Origin of the sequence: Roseovarius lutimaris (genome assembly GCF_900115165.1) — a bacterium.
Classification (GTDB): domain Bacteria; phylum Pseudomonadota; class Alphaproteobacteria; order Rhodobacterales; family Rhodobacteraceae; genus Roseovarius; species Roseovarius lutimaris.
Window position 1 is genome coordinate 24,695 of record NZ_FOVP01000008.1, and the last position, 12,668, is coordinate 37,362.

Here is a 12,668-nt window from a genome sequence, read left to right on the forward strand (position 1 = left end):
CAGGGAATTGCTGCACTCCAGCATAGGGGATTCGAAGCAAAACAAAAGACCTCCAATGCGCAGCTTTAGATCAAACCATGGAGAGCGCCCGCGAAAACCACCATGAGCCCCAGAACCCGGACCATCGACAGATGCAGCCAAAGCAGCAAGCCGCCTGCAAGCCCCACCATGATGAAACTCAAAGGGTCAAAACTTGCAATCTCGGGGAGCGGGCCAAAGCGGGTCTCGCGCACCGTCCCAAACAGCACATGAAGCGCAAACCAGACCGACAGATTCGCGATCACCCCGACCACCGCCGCCGATATCCCCGCCAGGGCACCCTTGAGTCGGGGGCGCTCCAGCAGGCGTTCGATATAGGGGGCGCCGGTAAATATCCATAAAAAACAGGGGGTAAACGTCACCCAAAGGGTCATGATCCCGGCAACAACCGCAAGCCCCGGCCCGCCCTGGGCAAAGCCCGCCAACAGGCCGACAAATTCGGTCACAAGGATAAGCGGCCCCGGCGTTGTTTCCGCCAGTCCAAGCGCGTCGATCATCTGCGCCGTGCTGAGCCAGCCTTTGGTCGAGACAACCGTGTCGGTCATATAGGCCAGCACCGCATAGGCCCCGCCAAAAGTGACCAGCGCCAGCTTGCTGAAAAACAGCGCCAGATCGGCCAGGAATGTCGCCCCAAACGCCCAGGCAATGATGATCGGCGCCGCCCAGAGAGCGCCCCAGAGCGTGGCCGTGCGCAGCGTCGTGCCAAGTGGCACCGGCGTGGTAACGGATGGCGCCGCGACCTGCCCCCGGCTTGCCAGATAGCCCCAGAGCGCCGCCGCGCCGATAATCAGCGGAAACGGCACCGACAGGAAAAACATCGCCGCAAAGCCAAGAGCCGCCAGAACCCAGCTTTGCACGCCCACAAGCGCGCGGCGCGACAGGTTCAAAAGCGCCTGAAGCACGATGACCACCACCGCCGCCTTGACCCCCAGAAATAACGCCTGCACCAGCGGCAGCTGGCCGTAATAGGCATATCCCATCGCCAGGGCCAGAATCACAGCCGCCCCCGGCAACACGAACAACAGCCCCGCCATCAGCCCGCCGGGCACGCCACGCAATCGCCAGCCCGCATAGGTCGCCAATTGCATCGCCTCGGGGCCCGGCAACAGCATGCAAAACGACAGCGCGCCAAGAAATTTCTGTTCTGTCAACCACTTATGACGCACAACCAATTCGTCATGCATCATCGAAATCTGCGCCGCCGGGCCGCCAAACGACAATAGGCCGATGCGCCCGAAGACACGAAAAATCTGTGCAAACTCAATGTGCTGCAATGCGTTTCTCACCTTTAATGGTGTGGCGCCGGGGGAAATCTCGGTCACGTCGGACAGGCGTCGCCAATCCTGTATCGTCACAGGAAGTGCATGGATCACGCAGGCCTGTCAATCACAGCTATGGTTTGGGGAAAGTGCAGGCTTCTGTTGCCAGGTGCCTGCGAACCCCGCCTTACGCGGCTAGGCGCAAGGGCTTAAGTTTCGGCTTGTCTAACAGCTTACGCTGCGAGAGCTACCGGAGCACGATTGTCATTTGCAATTGTACTTTTCGGACCGATAACGGTGGTACCTCACCGAGACAAAGCAAAACCCCTTTAGACGTTCGTCGATCCTGTTTCGACCCCAGGATCCCCCAAATGAAGGGATTATTGGTGGAGTCGCCGGGTACCGCCCCCGGGTCCGATCCGCTTATTACGAGCGCGTTTATGTCCATAGTCCCCGAAAGGACAACACATATATAGGGGCTCGGAACGCGCTTGCAAAGGGGCGGTTTGCGCTATTTTTCAAGCGGCGTGCGCGGGGTGATGGCAAGCCATATCCCGTCGCGCCCGCGCACCGTGAGATGCGCCACCGGCATCGCCGGGCGCTCGGCCACAAGCGCGAACCGGTAGGCCCGCACCAGCATGGCCAGCAAAAGCGGCCCCTCGATCATCGCGAACCCGGCACCGGGGCAGACCCGCTGACCGGCGGAAAACGGCATATAGGCATTGCGCAGACAGGTCTTGCCGTTCTCGGTTTGAAACCGGTCCGGATCAAACCCGTCCGGATTGTCCCAGAGCCGCTCGTGACGGTGCAGATGCCAGGGGCTCAGCACAATCTGCGCGCCCGTCGGAATATCACGGTCACGAAAACGCTCGGGACAGGCGGTTTCGCGCACCATCATCGGCACCGGCGGATAAAGCCGCAGCGCCTCGCGAAAGACGTCTTTTGCCACCCTGAGACGCGCCATATCGCCAAATTCCGGGGGCCGCGATTGCAGGGCCCCCTGCGCCTCGGCGGCGGCCTTGTCCTGCCATTCGGGATGCATCGCCAACAGATATAGCGCCCAGGCCAGAGCAGAGGCGCTTGTTTCATGCCCGGCCAGAAAAAAGATCGCCACCTGATCGACCATTTCTTCGGTCTCAAACCGCTGTCCGGTGACCGGATCGGCGGTGGTCATGATCTTGGTGGCAAGATCGTCGGGCGCGGTGCCTGCCGTGATCTCGTCCATCCGGGTTTCGGTCAGCGTGGTGATCAGCTGGCGAATGGCGCGGGCCGTCTGGCGGGTGCGGCGGCGGTGAAAGCGCGGGAACCAGCGCGGCAAGGGCACAAAGGCGGCAAGGTTTAGTACCGGTTGCGTGCGCTGATGGGCCCGAAACTGATCAAACACACGCGCGGCGACGGCGTTTTCAATCGGGATCGAAAACAGCGTGCGAAAGATCACATCCGCCGCAACGTGGCTTGCTTCGGCCTCGATCTCGACCGGCTGGCCGGTTGCGAGCGGGGCAAGACGCGCCACCGCGCCCTCGCCCGCCTTGACCATGGCACCAAAGGTATCGCGCAGCCGCCCGCCCTCGAACGCCGGGTCGATGATGCGGCGCTGATGCTTCCAGAGATCGCCATTGGTGACAAAGACCGATTGCCCCAACAGCGGGCGCAGCCCCTCACCCACGCGATCGGATTTCGGAAAATCATCGGGCCGGTGTTTGAGGATAAGGTCAACAAGCTCGGGCTGATTGCAAAGATACGAGCGAAAGAACGGCGTGCGAAACTCTGCCATCCAGGGGCGATAAAGCCGCGCAGGCTGGGCCGAGAGGATATCCTCGCGAAACAGCCGCAGATAACGCCAGAGTGACACTCGCCCGGAACGCGGTGTTGGTTTGGGCGGCAGGGTCATGGGGTTTTCCTCATGCACTCATGCTTCGATAGCCCGAGGTCGGTCGCTCAATCCGGCTTTTGGAGGGGGCGCGACCGGCGTAGCGGGTGCCAAGAGTTTTCGGCCCGGCGGTGATCTGAAAGTAATCGTAGTCGCCGGGCCGGTCAAAGGCGCAGAGATACTGAAAATGCAGCCGGAAAAACCGCCAGCGCAGCGCCTTCCATCGTGCCGGACTCAGGGTCTGGGAAAAGGCAGCAGAGAGCACCAGAGGCCAGCGTTTGTTATCAGGGGCAACGCCGGTGACGGCGACCGGATCGCAAAGCGCAAAGGCGCAGCCATCGCCGGGCGCGGTGACATCGACCCATGTCAGGTCACGGCGCGCCGAGAGATACGCCAGATCGGCGCGCAGCCGGTCCGCGCGCGGCAGGAAGGATACCATCGGCACCACCTGCCCCAGCGACAGGAACGACAGCACCGGGCCATCCTCGGGCACCCGGCCCGAGCGGATCAGATCGGCCAGAATCGACACCCCGAGATGCGCACCAGAGGAATGGCCAACCACCAGCACCTCGTCGCTGTCTTGCGTCAGCGCCTCGGCAATCTCGGTGGCAAACTCGGCCATGCGCGCCTCAAGCTCGGGCGGGTTGGCGCCCAGATAGCGGGCCGAATAGGCATAATCATGCATCAGGTAATAGGCGAAAAACCGGCCATCCATGCGCCGGAACCATTCCAGCACCACGGGCACCACCACAAGTCCGCCCCAGACGCCCCATGGCAGCCATAGGGCAAGGAGGCGCCCCAGCCCCCAGGCCAGCAAAAGCGCCAGCATCAGTTGCACGATCAGAAAGCCGACCGGATAAAGCGCCGCGATCACCGGCCCCTTACGCAGCCGTATCAGCCGAAAAAGCGCGCCAGAACCGATATAGGTCGCCGCCGTGCGCGTCATTTGCAGATAGGTCGCGATGATCCCGCGCGCCATGCTGTCTTTGACAATATCGGACCAGACCAGCACCGCGAAATCGCTTTGCACCTCGGTGCCGTCGATTGCCGCCTGCACGCTCCAGCCGAACCGCGTACCGGGCGCCCCCGGCACAAGCGCCATGTCATAGCCCGACACCCCTGCCTGCGCGGCGCTTTCCTTGCGGTAAAGCTCGCGGTAGCGACGCGGCGGAATGGGATCATATCCCGGAATGTAAAACACGCGCCTGCGGCGCACTTCGGGGGTTTGGGGGCTGCTCATACCTTACCTCTTGCACAGGCAAGCCTAGCGCAGGATTTTGGCAAGAGTAAGGTCTTATCCAAGCACCGCAAGCGCCGGGAAGACCTCAAGCAGCCAGAAGGAAAACGCCGAAAAGCCGCCGGTCAGCATCAACAGGCCAATCGTCCAGAGCAACAGGCCCATCACCCGCTCGATCTGTTCCATGTGGCGTTTCATCCAGCCCATAAGCCCGGTCAGGCGCGGCAGGAAGGCCGCCACCAGAAGGAACGGCACCCCAAGGCCGATGGCATAGATCGCCAAGAGCGTCGTGCCGCGCGCAACATTGCCCTCCGAGGCCGCCAGCGACAGGATCGCGCCAAGTTGCGGGCCGATGCAGGGCGTCCAGCCAAAGGCAAAGGCAAGGCCCAGAACATAGGCCCCAAAGGACGATCCGCCCCGATCCCCGGCATCAATCCGCGCCTCGCGATCCAGAAAGGAAATCCGGTAGACTCCGATGAAATGCGCCCCAAAGACCATCACAAGAATACCCGCTATCGTATTGAAATAGCTTTGATATTGCAAGAAAACCGTGCCAATGGCCGAGGCCGTGAAGCCAAGGAACAAGAACACCGTCGAGAGGCCGAGAACGAAGAACAAGGCCGGTATCACCGCGCGCGCCCGCGCGCCGGACCTGTCGGATGCATCGGACAACTCGTTCAGGCTGACCCCACTCATATAGGCGAGGTAAGGCGGTACGATCGGCAGCACACAGGGGCTGAGAAATGAGATGATTCCGGCCACCAGGGCCACGATCATCGCGGGCATAAGGCCTGCGTCTATAATTTCGATTCCAAACATACCCCGTGACATAGCCCGTTCGCGCCCGCGCGTCACCCGGCATTGCGTCACATCCTTGTGGACAGGTTGTAACAAGGCCGCTATCTGGCAGGTATGACACCGAAAGACACGCTTGATGCCACCGGGCTTTTATGCCCCCTGCCCGTTCTGAAACTACGCAAGCGATTGAAATCGCTTGGCGTTGGCGATCTGATTGCAATGCAGGCCGATGATCCGGCGGCCATCATTGATGTGCCGCATTTCTGCGCCGAGGCCGGGCATGACCTTGTCGAGGCCAAAGAGTCGGGCGGCGTGCAGACCTATATCATCCGCAAATCCTAAAGCCCGCCAACGCGAAACGCCGCGCTTTTCAGGGCGCGGCGTTTGCATGTCTTAGATCAGGCGCCTTGGCTTAGAGTATCCGTCTTGATTTCGCATGTTCGAGAAGCTCAAAACCGCTTCCCACTTTTGAGCAACATGCTCTAGCCGCCAAGCGACCACCAGCCACGGCGTTTGGGCTTGGTGTCTTCCTTTGCGACCTCCTCAACCACCGGTGCCGGGGCTGGTTCGGGCTCTGGCGTGATCGCAGCCGGTTCCGGCTCCGGGGCTGGCTCGGGCTCTGGCGTGACCGCAACCGGTTCCGGCTCCGGGGTCGTCGGCTCGGGTTCTGGGGCGACCATCGCGGGCGCTTCGGTCGCGGGGTCCTCTGGCGCGATTTCACCAGTATCGACGGCGTCGGCTTCGGGTGCCGCCTCCGCGACAGGCTCTTTCTTCTTGCGCGGCGCCCGGGTACGTTTGGGCTTTACGGGCTCTGCCTCGGCGGCGGGCGCGTCCGTTTCTGCTGCGACCGCGTCGGGCTCGGCTTCAGCCGCCTTCGGCTCGGGCTTTTTGCGGGGCTTGCGTGTGCGCTTGGGCTTGGGCTTTTCCTCGGCCTCGGGCGCAGCCTCGGCAGTGGGTTCGGCGGCTTGCTCTGCGGGTTTCGCATCCGCCTCGGGGGCGGCCTCTTCGCTTACAGCGCCATTTTCACCGTTTTCGCCATTCTCATCCTGACCATTACCGCCGGATTTGGACCGCCGTCGCCGCCGACGACGGCGCTTTTTCGGCTTGTCGCCATCCTCATTGCCGTTGGTGGCCTCATCATTGGGGGCCTTGGTGTCCGCCTCAGCCTCGTCCGCCGCCACATCCGCTGTGACCTCGTCTTCGGGGTCATCCATCAACGAGCTGTTAGCCGAGACAAATTGCGGCACAACCATTTCGGGCACGGCGCGGGTTGCGGTCTTGAATTTCTCAAGCGTGAAATCAGGGCTGACAAGCATCGGGTCGCCCTCGATGCGCACCGACAGACCATAGCGGGTTTCGATCCCGGCCACATGCTCGCGCTTCTGGTTCATCAGATAGTTGGCAATGCCCACCGGACATTTCACCAGAACCTCGCGCGAGCGGCGGCGCACGCCCTCTTCTTCAATCTGACGCAGGATCGACAGCGCAAGGTTGTCATCCGAGCGGATAAGACCGGTGCCATGACAGGCCGGGCACGGCTGGGTCGTGGCCTCGATCATGCCGGGGCGCAGACGCTGGCGCGACATTTCCATCAGGCCAAAGCCGGAAATCCGGCCAACCTGAATGCGCGCGCGGTCGGTCTTGAGCTTGTCTTTCATGCGCTTTTCGACGGCCGTGTTGTTGCGACGCTCGTCCATGTCGATAAAGTCGATGACGATCAGACCGGCCAGATCGCGCAGCCGCAGTTGGCGGGCGACCTCATCGGCGGCCTCAAGGTTGGTCTTGGTCGCGGTGTCCTCGATCGAGCCTTCCTTGGTGGCACGACCGGAATTGACGTCGATGGCGACAAGCGCCTCGGTCACGCCGATCACGATATAGCCGCCGGATTTGAGCTGAACCGTGGGGTTGAACATGCCCGAGAGATAGGATTCGACCTGATGGCGGGCGAAAAGCGGCTGTTGGTCGACGTAGTGTTTCACGTTCTTGGCATGGGACGGCATGATCATTTTCATGAAGTCCTTGGCGATGCGATAGCCGCGCTCGCCTTCCACCAGAACCTCGTCGATCTCGCGGTTGTACAAGTCGCGGATCGAGCGTTTGATCAGATCGCCCTCTTCGTAAATCTTGGCGGGCGCGATGGATTTCAGCGTCAGCTCGCGGATCTGCTCCCAGAGCCGCTGAAGATATTCGTAATCGCGCTTGATTTCGGCCTTGGTGCGTTTGGCCCCGGCAGTGCGCACGATAAGACCAGCGCCGGTCGGCACGTCGATCTCATTGGCGATTTCCTTGAGCTTCTTGCGATCCACCGCATTGGTGATCTTGCGGCTGATCCCGCCGCCACGTGCGGTGTTGGGCATCAACACACAATAGCGACCGGCAAGGCTAAGGTATGTGGTCAGCGCCGCGCCCTTGTTGCCGCGCTCTTCCTTGACAACCTGCACCAGAAGGATCTGGCGCACCTTGACCACTTCCTGGATCTTGTAGCGGCGCGGGCGCGGTTTGCGCACCGGGCGGATATCTTCGCTGTCGTCTTCGTCGGCAACCGATTCGATCTCGGCATCGCGCGATGAGTGATCGCGGGCTTTCTCGCCGTTGTCCTCGTCGTCGCCATCATCATCGCCGACTTCGCTCTCGCTGGCCTGATCGGCTGCGGGCGCGATGTCTTGGGTTTCGGTGACGTCCGGGGCCTCTGCGGTATCGCCGTCCGGCTCTTCCACGGGGGTTTCGCCAACCCGCTCCATCGGCGACGACCCCTCTTCGCCCTCGCCCTCAAGGTCGATGGTTTCCATGCCGGAAATCTCGGCATTCACCACCGCATCATCGGATTTGGTGGTCTCTGCCTTGCTGCGCGACCGCGAGCGCGACCGGGTGCGGCGCTTGGGCTTTTCGTCTTCTTCTTTTTGCGCCTCGGCATAGGCACGTTCTTCTTCCATCAGGGCCTCGCGGTCAGCGACCGGGATCTGATAGTAATCGGGATGAATTTCCGAGAAGGCGAGAAAGCCGTGGCGATTGCCGCCATAATCAATGAACGCCGCCTGAAGCGACGGTTCGACCCGGGTAACCTTTGCTAGATAGATATTGCCTGCAAGTTGGCGTTTGTTTTCGGATTCAAAATCAAATTCCTCAACCTTGTTTCCGTCGACCACCACAACGCGGGTTTCTTCCGCGTGGGTGGCATCAATGAGCATTTTCTTAGCCATGTTTTCCGTTTGCATCGTGGCGCACACACCTGCCCCAGAAGGGCGGCGCGTTGCGGGCGATGTCTGATAAGGGCGATAGCGCGTGCGCAGCCAAGGGGCCCTGTATCGGCCCCGGCTTTGACGTTTTGATGTGTCGCGCGCTGCATCGCGGTTCTTTTACTCCGGCACCTGTTGGAGTGCCAATTCAGGGCCTGACCAACCTGGCATTCAGGGATCAGGCGTGTATTTGGCCCCTTTACGAGGCCCAATCGGTCTATTGGGAACTGCGGGATATCATCCTAGGCACGCACCCAATAGCGAAACTCTCTCGGAGGTTGCATCACGATGCATGTCTCCATTCGGGTACACTAAAGCGTCACACAGAGGAATTACAATGGAGAAAATGCGATTCCGCGCGAATGAACGCTCAGAGATAATCCGAGCGTTGCAGCGCATATTTCGCCATTTTTTCATTCAGGGTGCGGCGCGGCAGGCAGAGTTCCTCCATCACTGCCGCAATCGACCCTTTGTGGCGGCGCATGGTGTTGTCGATCAGCATCCTCTCGAACGCCTCGACATATTCCTTGAGCGGCTTGCCCTCGGTGGTCATCACCGGTTGCATGTCCTGATGATCCGATATCAGCAGCGAGGCGATGGTGCCGCTGCCCCGGCGCGATTGCAGCACCGCGCGCTCGGCGACGTTGAAAAGCTGGCGCACATTGCCCGGCCAGGGCGCCTGCAAAAGCTGGGTCGCCTCCTGCGCCGAGACCTGCGGCGCGTCGCAGCCATAATCATCGGCAAACTGATCGCTGAACCGGGTGAACAGCGTCAGGATATCTTCGCCCCGCTGGCGCAGCGGCGGCAGGGTGATGCGCAGCGACGCCAATCGGTAAAACAGATCAGGGCGAAGCGCGTCTTCACAGGTGCGCCCCTCGTCCTGCATGTTGGAAATCGCGACAATACGGGTTTCGGGCGGCGTGCCATCGTCATTGATATGGGTCAGAAGACGGGCCTGCGCCGCCTCGGAGAGGGATTCGATATCCTCAAGCACGAGCGTGCCGCCGCGCGCCTCTTCGACCGCGGGCAACTGGGTGTCTTCGGGGTGCATCGGGCCGAACAGCCGCTTGATCAGCGCCTCTTCCTCGAACGCGGCGCAGGAGACGGTGACAAACTTTTTGCCTGCCCGTGCGCCGACCGCATGAAGCGCGTGCGCCACAAGGGTCTTGCCGGTGCCGGTCTCGCCCTCGATCAGAACGTGACCATCGGCCTGCCCCAGATCAAGAATATCCTCTTTCAGCCGCTCCATCGCCTGGCTGGTGCCGATCAGCTTTTTCATGAGCTGGCCGCCATCCGACAGCTCTTTGCGCAACGCGCGGCTATCAAGCGTCATGCGGCGCGCCTGCGTGGCCTTTTTGGCCAGTTCGGTCATGCGATCCGGGTTGAACGGCTTTTCCAGGAAATCAAACGCCCCGATGCGCATCGCCTCGACCGCCATCGGCACATCGCCATGCCCGGTGATCATGATCACCGGCAGGCTTGAATCCGCCCCCATCAGCTTTTTGAGGAACTGCATGCCATCCATGCCCGGCATCTTGATGTCGGTGACCACGATGCCCGGATAATCCACCCCCAGAGATTTCAACGCCTCTTCGGCGCTTGGAAAGGCCTCGGTGTCATAGCCTGACAGGGCCAGCCACTGGCTGATCGACTGACGCATGTCTTTTTCGTCGTCAACAATCGCAATCTTCATCGCACTTGGCATTCTATATCACTCCGCTGCACGGGTCTTTTCCGGCTCTTGTTGCAAGATAGGTAGTTGCATTTCAAATACAGCCCCCCCATCAATCGCATTGCGCGCCGTAAGACGCCCGCCTAGGTCGTTTACGATACCCGATGAAATGGCAAGCCCCAAGCCGACCCCGTCACCGGGAAGCTTGGTTGTGTAAAACGGCTCGAAAATGTTCTCGAAGTTGACAATCCCGGTGCCATTGTCGCGCACCGTCAGGATCGCGGTTTCCCCGGCGGCCAACAGGATACCGATGGTGGCATCCTTGACGTTTTCGGTGGCATCCATGGCGTTGCGCAAGAGGTTGATCATGACCTGTTCCACGCGCACCCGATCGCCCATGATCATCACCGGTTCACTGGGCAGGGTGCGGTCGATCTTGATCTTGCGCAGACGTAGCTGCGGTTCCATCATCGCAAGCGCCGAGGCAAGCGCATCGCCCATGTTTACAGGCTCGAACGTGTCACCACTCCGGCGCGCATAGGACTTGAGCTGTTTGGTGATCGCGCCCATCCGCTCGATCAGATCGTCGATCCGCTGGAACGACGACAGCGCCTCATCCGGGCGGTTTCGAGTCAGCAAAAGCCGCGCGCCAGCCAGATAGGTTTTCATCGCCGCCAAGGGTTGGTTCAGCTCGTGGCTGACCGCCGCCGACATCTCGCCCAGAGCCGCCAGTTTCGAGCTTTGCTGAAGCGTCTGTTCGGCCACGGCAAGGTTTTCCTGCACCCGTCGGCGTTCGGCGATTTCCCGCTGGAGCCGGGCATTCAATGCGCGAAGCTCTGCCGATTCCCGCTGAAACAGGACCATGCGCACGGCGGTGCGCCGGTTCAGGAAATAAAATGCGAGCGCCAGAAGAATCGCAAAGCCCATGATTTCAAGCGCGAGATAGCCGTTTACCTTGTCGCGCACGGCGGCATAGGTGGTGAAACTGGCAATGCGCCAGCCCCGAAACGCCACCCGCCCCTCGACGCGCATCACCGCCTCGCCGCGTACATAGGCATCGGGGGGCAAGGCGGTCCAGTCGGCGGTGGCCTGAATGGCGCGCTGGATGGCGCTATTGGCGGGCTCGCGGCGCAGCGCGTCGGCCTCTGTCACACCGCGCCAGCGGGGTTCGGTTGCAAGGATGATCTGGCCCTCGCTATCGGTGACCATCACCGCATCGGAAATCCCCGCCCAGGCCCGTTCATACTTGCGCAGATCAACCTCGACCAGGATCACGCCAAGCACTTCGTTCTGCGTGTCGATCCGGCGCGAATAATAAAAGTTATATTGGCCCGATTCCTGACGCAACACCTTGAAAACAGTATCTCTTGAGCGCAGGGCATCAACAAAATACGGCTCCTGCTTGAGCGACTTGCCAAGCGAACTGCGCTCGGTCGCGGCCACCGTGCGCCCGTCCTTGTCAAGCAGGGTCAAAGACGCGGCGCCGATCTCGCTCAGGAAGGAGATAAGCCGCTGCGTGGACTGGGCGTAATCATCGGTACTGAGCGCCCGAATAAGCGCCGGGTCACGCGCCAGAAGCTGGGGCACAATCGCGTTCTGGCGCAGCTCGCTCAGCAAGTTGCCGCTGTAAAGCACCAGCCGCAGCTCGGCGCGGTTGCGGGTGTTTTCGGTAAAGCGGTCGGTCAACAGGCGATTGGTCACCACCACCACCGACACCGCCAGCACCACAAGCGCCAAGAGCACAAGGCGCGCGCGCCAGCTTATGGTGCGCATGCGGGAGGGTGGGGTTTTGACCAATGAGCCGCTCATGAACTAAACTCTAGGCCGCACGGTCGGCTGCCTCAAGGTGTCCGGTCTCAGAGAGTCTGGCCACACGGCGGCGTCAGGCGTCGGCAAGCTGGTTCACAAGAGATGTAAACATCGCCGCGCCGTCGCTGCCACCGTGAAGCGGCTCTGCCATGCGTTCAGGATGCGGCATCATGCCAAGCACGCGACGGTTGTCAGACAGGATACCGGCAATGTCGCGGGCCGACCCGTTGGGATTGTCGTCATAGGTAAAGGCCACACGATCCTCTTTCTCAAGCCGATCAAGCGTGGCATCATCGGCAAAATAATTGCCATCATGGTGGGCAATCGGAACGGTCATGCTGCTGCCCGCAGCATAGCCTTGGGTAAAGGCACTATCGGCGGTCTTCACCTTAAGCGAGACCGGCTTGCAGATATATTTCAGCCCGGCATTGCGCAGCAGAACCCCAGGCAACAGCCTGGTTTCGGTCAGCACCTGAAAGCCGTTGCAGACGCCCAGGACATAACCGCCCTTTTGCGCGTGGGTGATCACCGACCGGCAGATCGGCGAATTGGCCGCAATCGCCCCGCAACGCAGGTAGTCGCCAAACGAAAACCCACCCGGAACGCCAATGATATCAACCCCTTGCGGAAGGTCCGTATCCTTGTGCCAGACCATCGACACCTGTGCCCCTGCCCGTTCAAAGGCGACGGCCAGATCACGGTCACAGTTGGATCCCGGGAAAACGATGATGGCCGCTTTCATGGCGCG

9 protein-coding genes and 1 other RNA gene are annotated in these 12,668 nt (G+C 61.1%); 1 reads left to right on the forward strand and 9 read right to left on the reverse strand.

Annotated elements, in window-relative coordinates; genetic code table 11:
* Nucleotides 1-65 precede the first annotated feature (65 nt).
* From chrA to BMZ91_RS08310, 5 genes are all read right to left on the reverse strand, one after another.
* Nucleotides 66-1,304: a chromate efflux transporter gene (gene chrA, locus BMZ91_RS08290; RefSeq protein ID WP_425441559.1), complete on the reverse strand. Its 1,239-nt coding sequence runs from the start codon at nt 1,302-1,304 to the stop codon at nt 66-68.
* A 142-nt stretch (nt 1,305-1,446) separates the two neighbouring features.
* Nucleotides 1,447-1,800: a transfer-messenger RNA gene (gene ssrA, locus BMZ91_RS08295) on the reverse strand.
* A gap of 9 nt (nt 1,801-1,809) precedes the next feature.
* Entirely contained in the window at nt 1,810-3,189 is a 1,380-nt protein-coding gene (locus tag BMZ91_RS08300; protein ID WP_092837320.1) for a cytochrome P450, read from the reverse strand.
* Nucleotides 3,190-3,199: 10 nt separating this feature from the next.
* Nucleotides 3,200-4,408, reverse strand: a complete 1,209-nt coding sequence (locus BMZ91_RS08305; protein WP_092836970.1) for a hypothetical protein — start codon at nt 4,406-4,408, stop codon at nt 3,200-3,202.
* 54 nt (nt 4,409-4,462) lie between these two features.
* On the reverse strand, nt 4,463-5,224 hold the full coding sequence (locus BMZ91_RS08310) for a cytochrome c biogenesis CcdA family protein (RefSeq protein WP_092836973.1): 762 nt from the start codon (nt 5,222-5,224) through the stop codon (nt 4,463-4,465).
* A gap of 93 nt (nt 5,225-5,317) precedes the next feature.
* Between BMZ91_RS08310 and BMZ91_RS08315 the strand changes: the two genes are divergently transcribed.
* Nucleotides 5,318-5,545 (forward strand): sulfurtransferase TusA family protein, encoded by a 228-nt coding sequence (locus tag BMZ91_RS08315; RefSeq protein ID WP_092836976.1) that lies wholly within the window; start codon nt 5,318-5,320, stop codon nt 5,543-5,545.
* A gap of 140 nt (nt 5,546-5,685) precedes the next feature.
* Here the strand turns inward: BMZ91_RS08315 and BMZ91_RS08320 are convergent, their stop codons facing one another.
* From BMZ91_RS08320 to purQ, 4 genes are all read right to left on the reverse strand, one after another.
* Complete coding sequence (locus BMZ91_RS08320; protein WP_092837323.1) at nt 5,686-8,403, reverse strand: Rne/Rng family ribonuclease; 2,718 nt, start codon at nt 8,401-8,403, stop codon at nt 5,686-5,688.
* A 406-nt stretch (nt 8,404-8,809) separates the two neighbouring features.
* The gene (locus BMZ91_RS08325) at nt 8,810-10,132 is read right to left on the reverse strand and encodes a sigma-54-dependent transcriptional regulator (protein WP_092836979.1); all 1,323 of its coding nucleotides are present in this window, start codon (nt 10,130-10,132) and stop codon (nt 8,810-8,812) included.
* An 18-nt stretch (nt 10,133-10,150) separates the two neighbouring features.
* Nucleotides 10,151-11,920: a sensor histidine kinase gene (locus BMZ91_RS08330; RefSeq protein ID WP_092836982.1), complete on the reverse strand. Its 1,770-nt coding sequence runs from the start codon at nt 11,918-11,920 to the stop codon at nt 10,151-10,153.
* A gap of 73 nt (nt 11,921-11,993) precedes the next feature.
* Nucleotides 11,994-12,662, reverse strand: a complete 669-nt coding sequence (gene purQ / locus BMZ91_RS08335) for a phosphoribosylformylglycinamidine synthase subunit PurQ (protein WP_092836985.1) — start codon at nt 12,660-12,662, stop codon at nt 11,994-11,996.
* Nucleotides 12,663-12,668: the final 6 nt, after the last annotated feature.

Coding starts and splice junctions, on each gene's coding strand:
- BMZ91_RS08320 (WP_092837323.1), bottom strand. CDS start 8,403: ATGGCTAAGAAAATGCTCATTGATGCCACCCACGCGGAAGAAACCCGC.
- purQ (WP_092836985.1), bottom strand. CDS start 12,662: ATGAAAGCGGCCATCATCGTTTTCCCGGGATCCAACTGTGACCGTGAT.
- BMZ91_RS08305 (WP_092836970.1), bottom strand. CDS start 4,408: ATGAGCAGCCCCCAAACCCCCGAAGTGCGCCGCAGGCGCGTGTTTTAC.
- BMZ91_RS08315 (WP_092836976.1), top strand. CDS start 5,318: ATGACACCGAAAGACACGCTTGATGCCACCGGGCTTTTATGCCCCCTG.
- BMZ91_RS08330 (WP_092836982.1), bottom strand. CDS start 11,920: ATGAGCGGCTCATTGGTCAAAACCCCACCCTCCCGCATGCGCACCATA.
- BMZ91_RS08300 (WP_092837320.1), bottom strand. CDS start 3,189: ATGACCCTGCCGCCCAAACCAACACCGCGTTCCGGGCGAGTGTCACTC.
- BMZ91_RS08325 (WP_092836979.1), bottom strand. CDS start 10,132: ATGAAGATTGCGATTGTTGACGACGAAAAAGACATGCGTCAGTCGATC.
- BMZ91_RS08310 (WP_092836973.1), bottom strand. CDS start 5,224: ATGTTTGGAATCGAAATTATAGACGCAGGCCTTATGCCCGCGATGATC.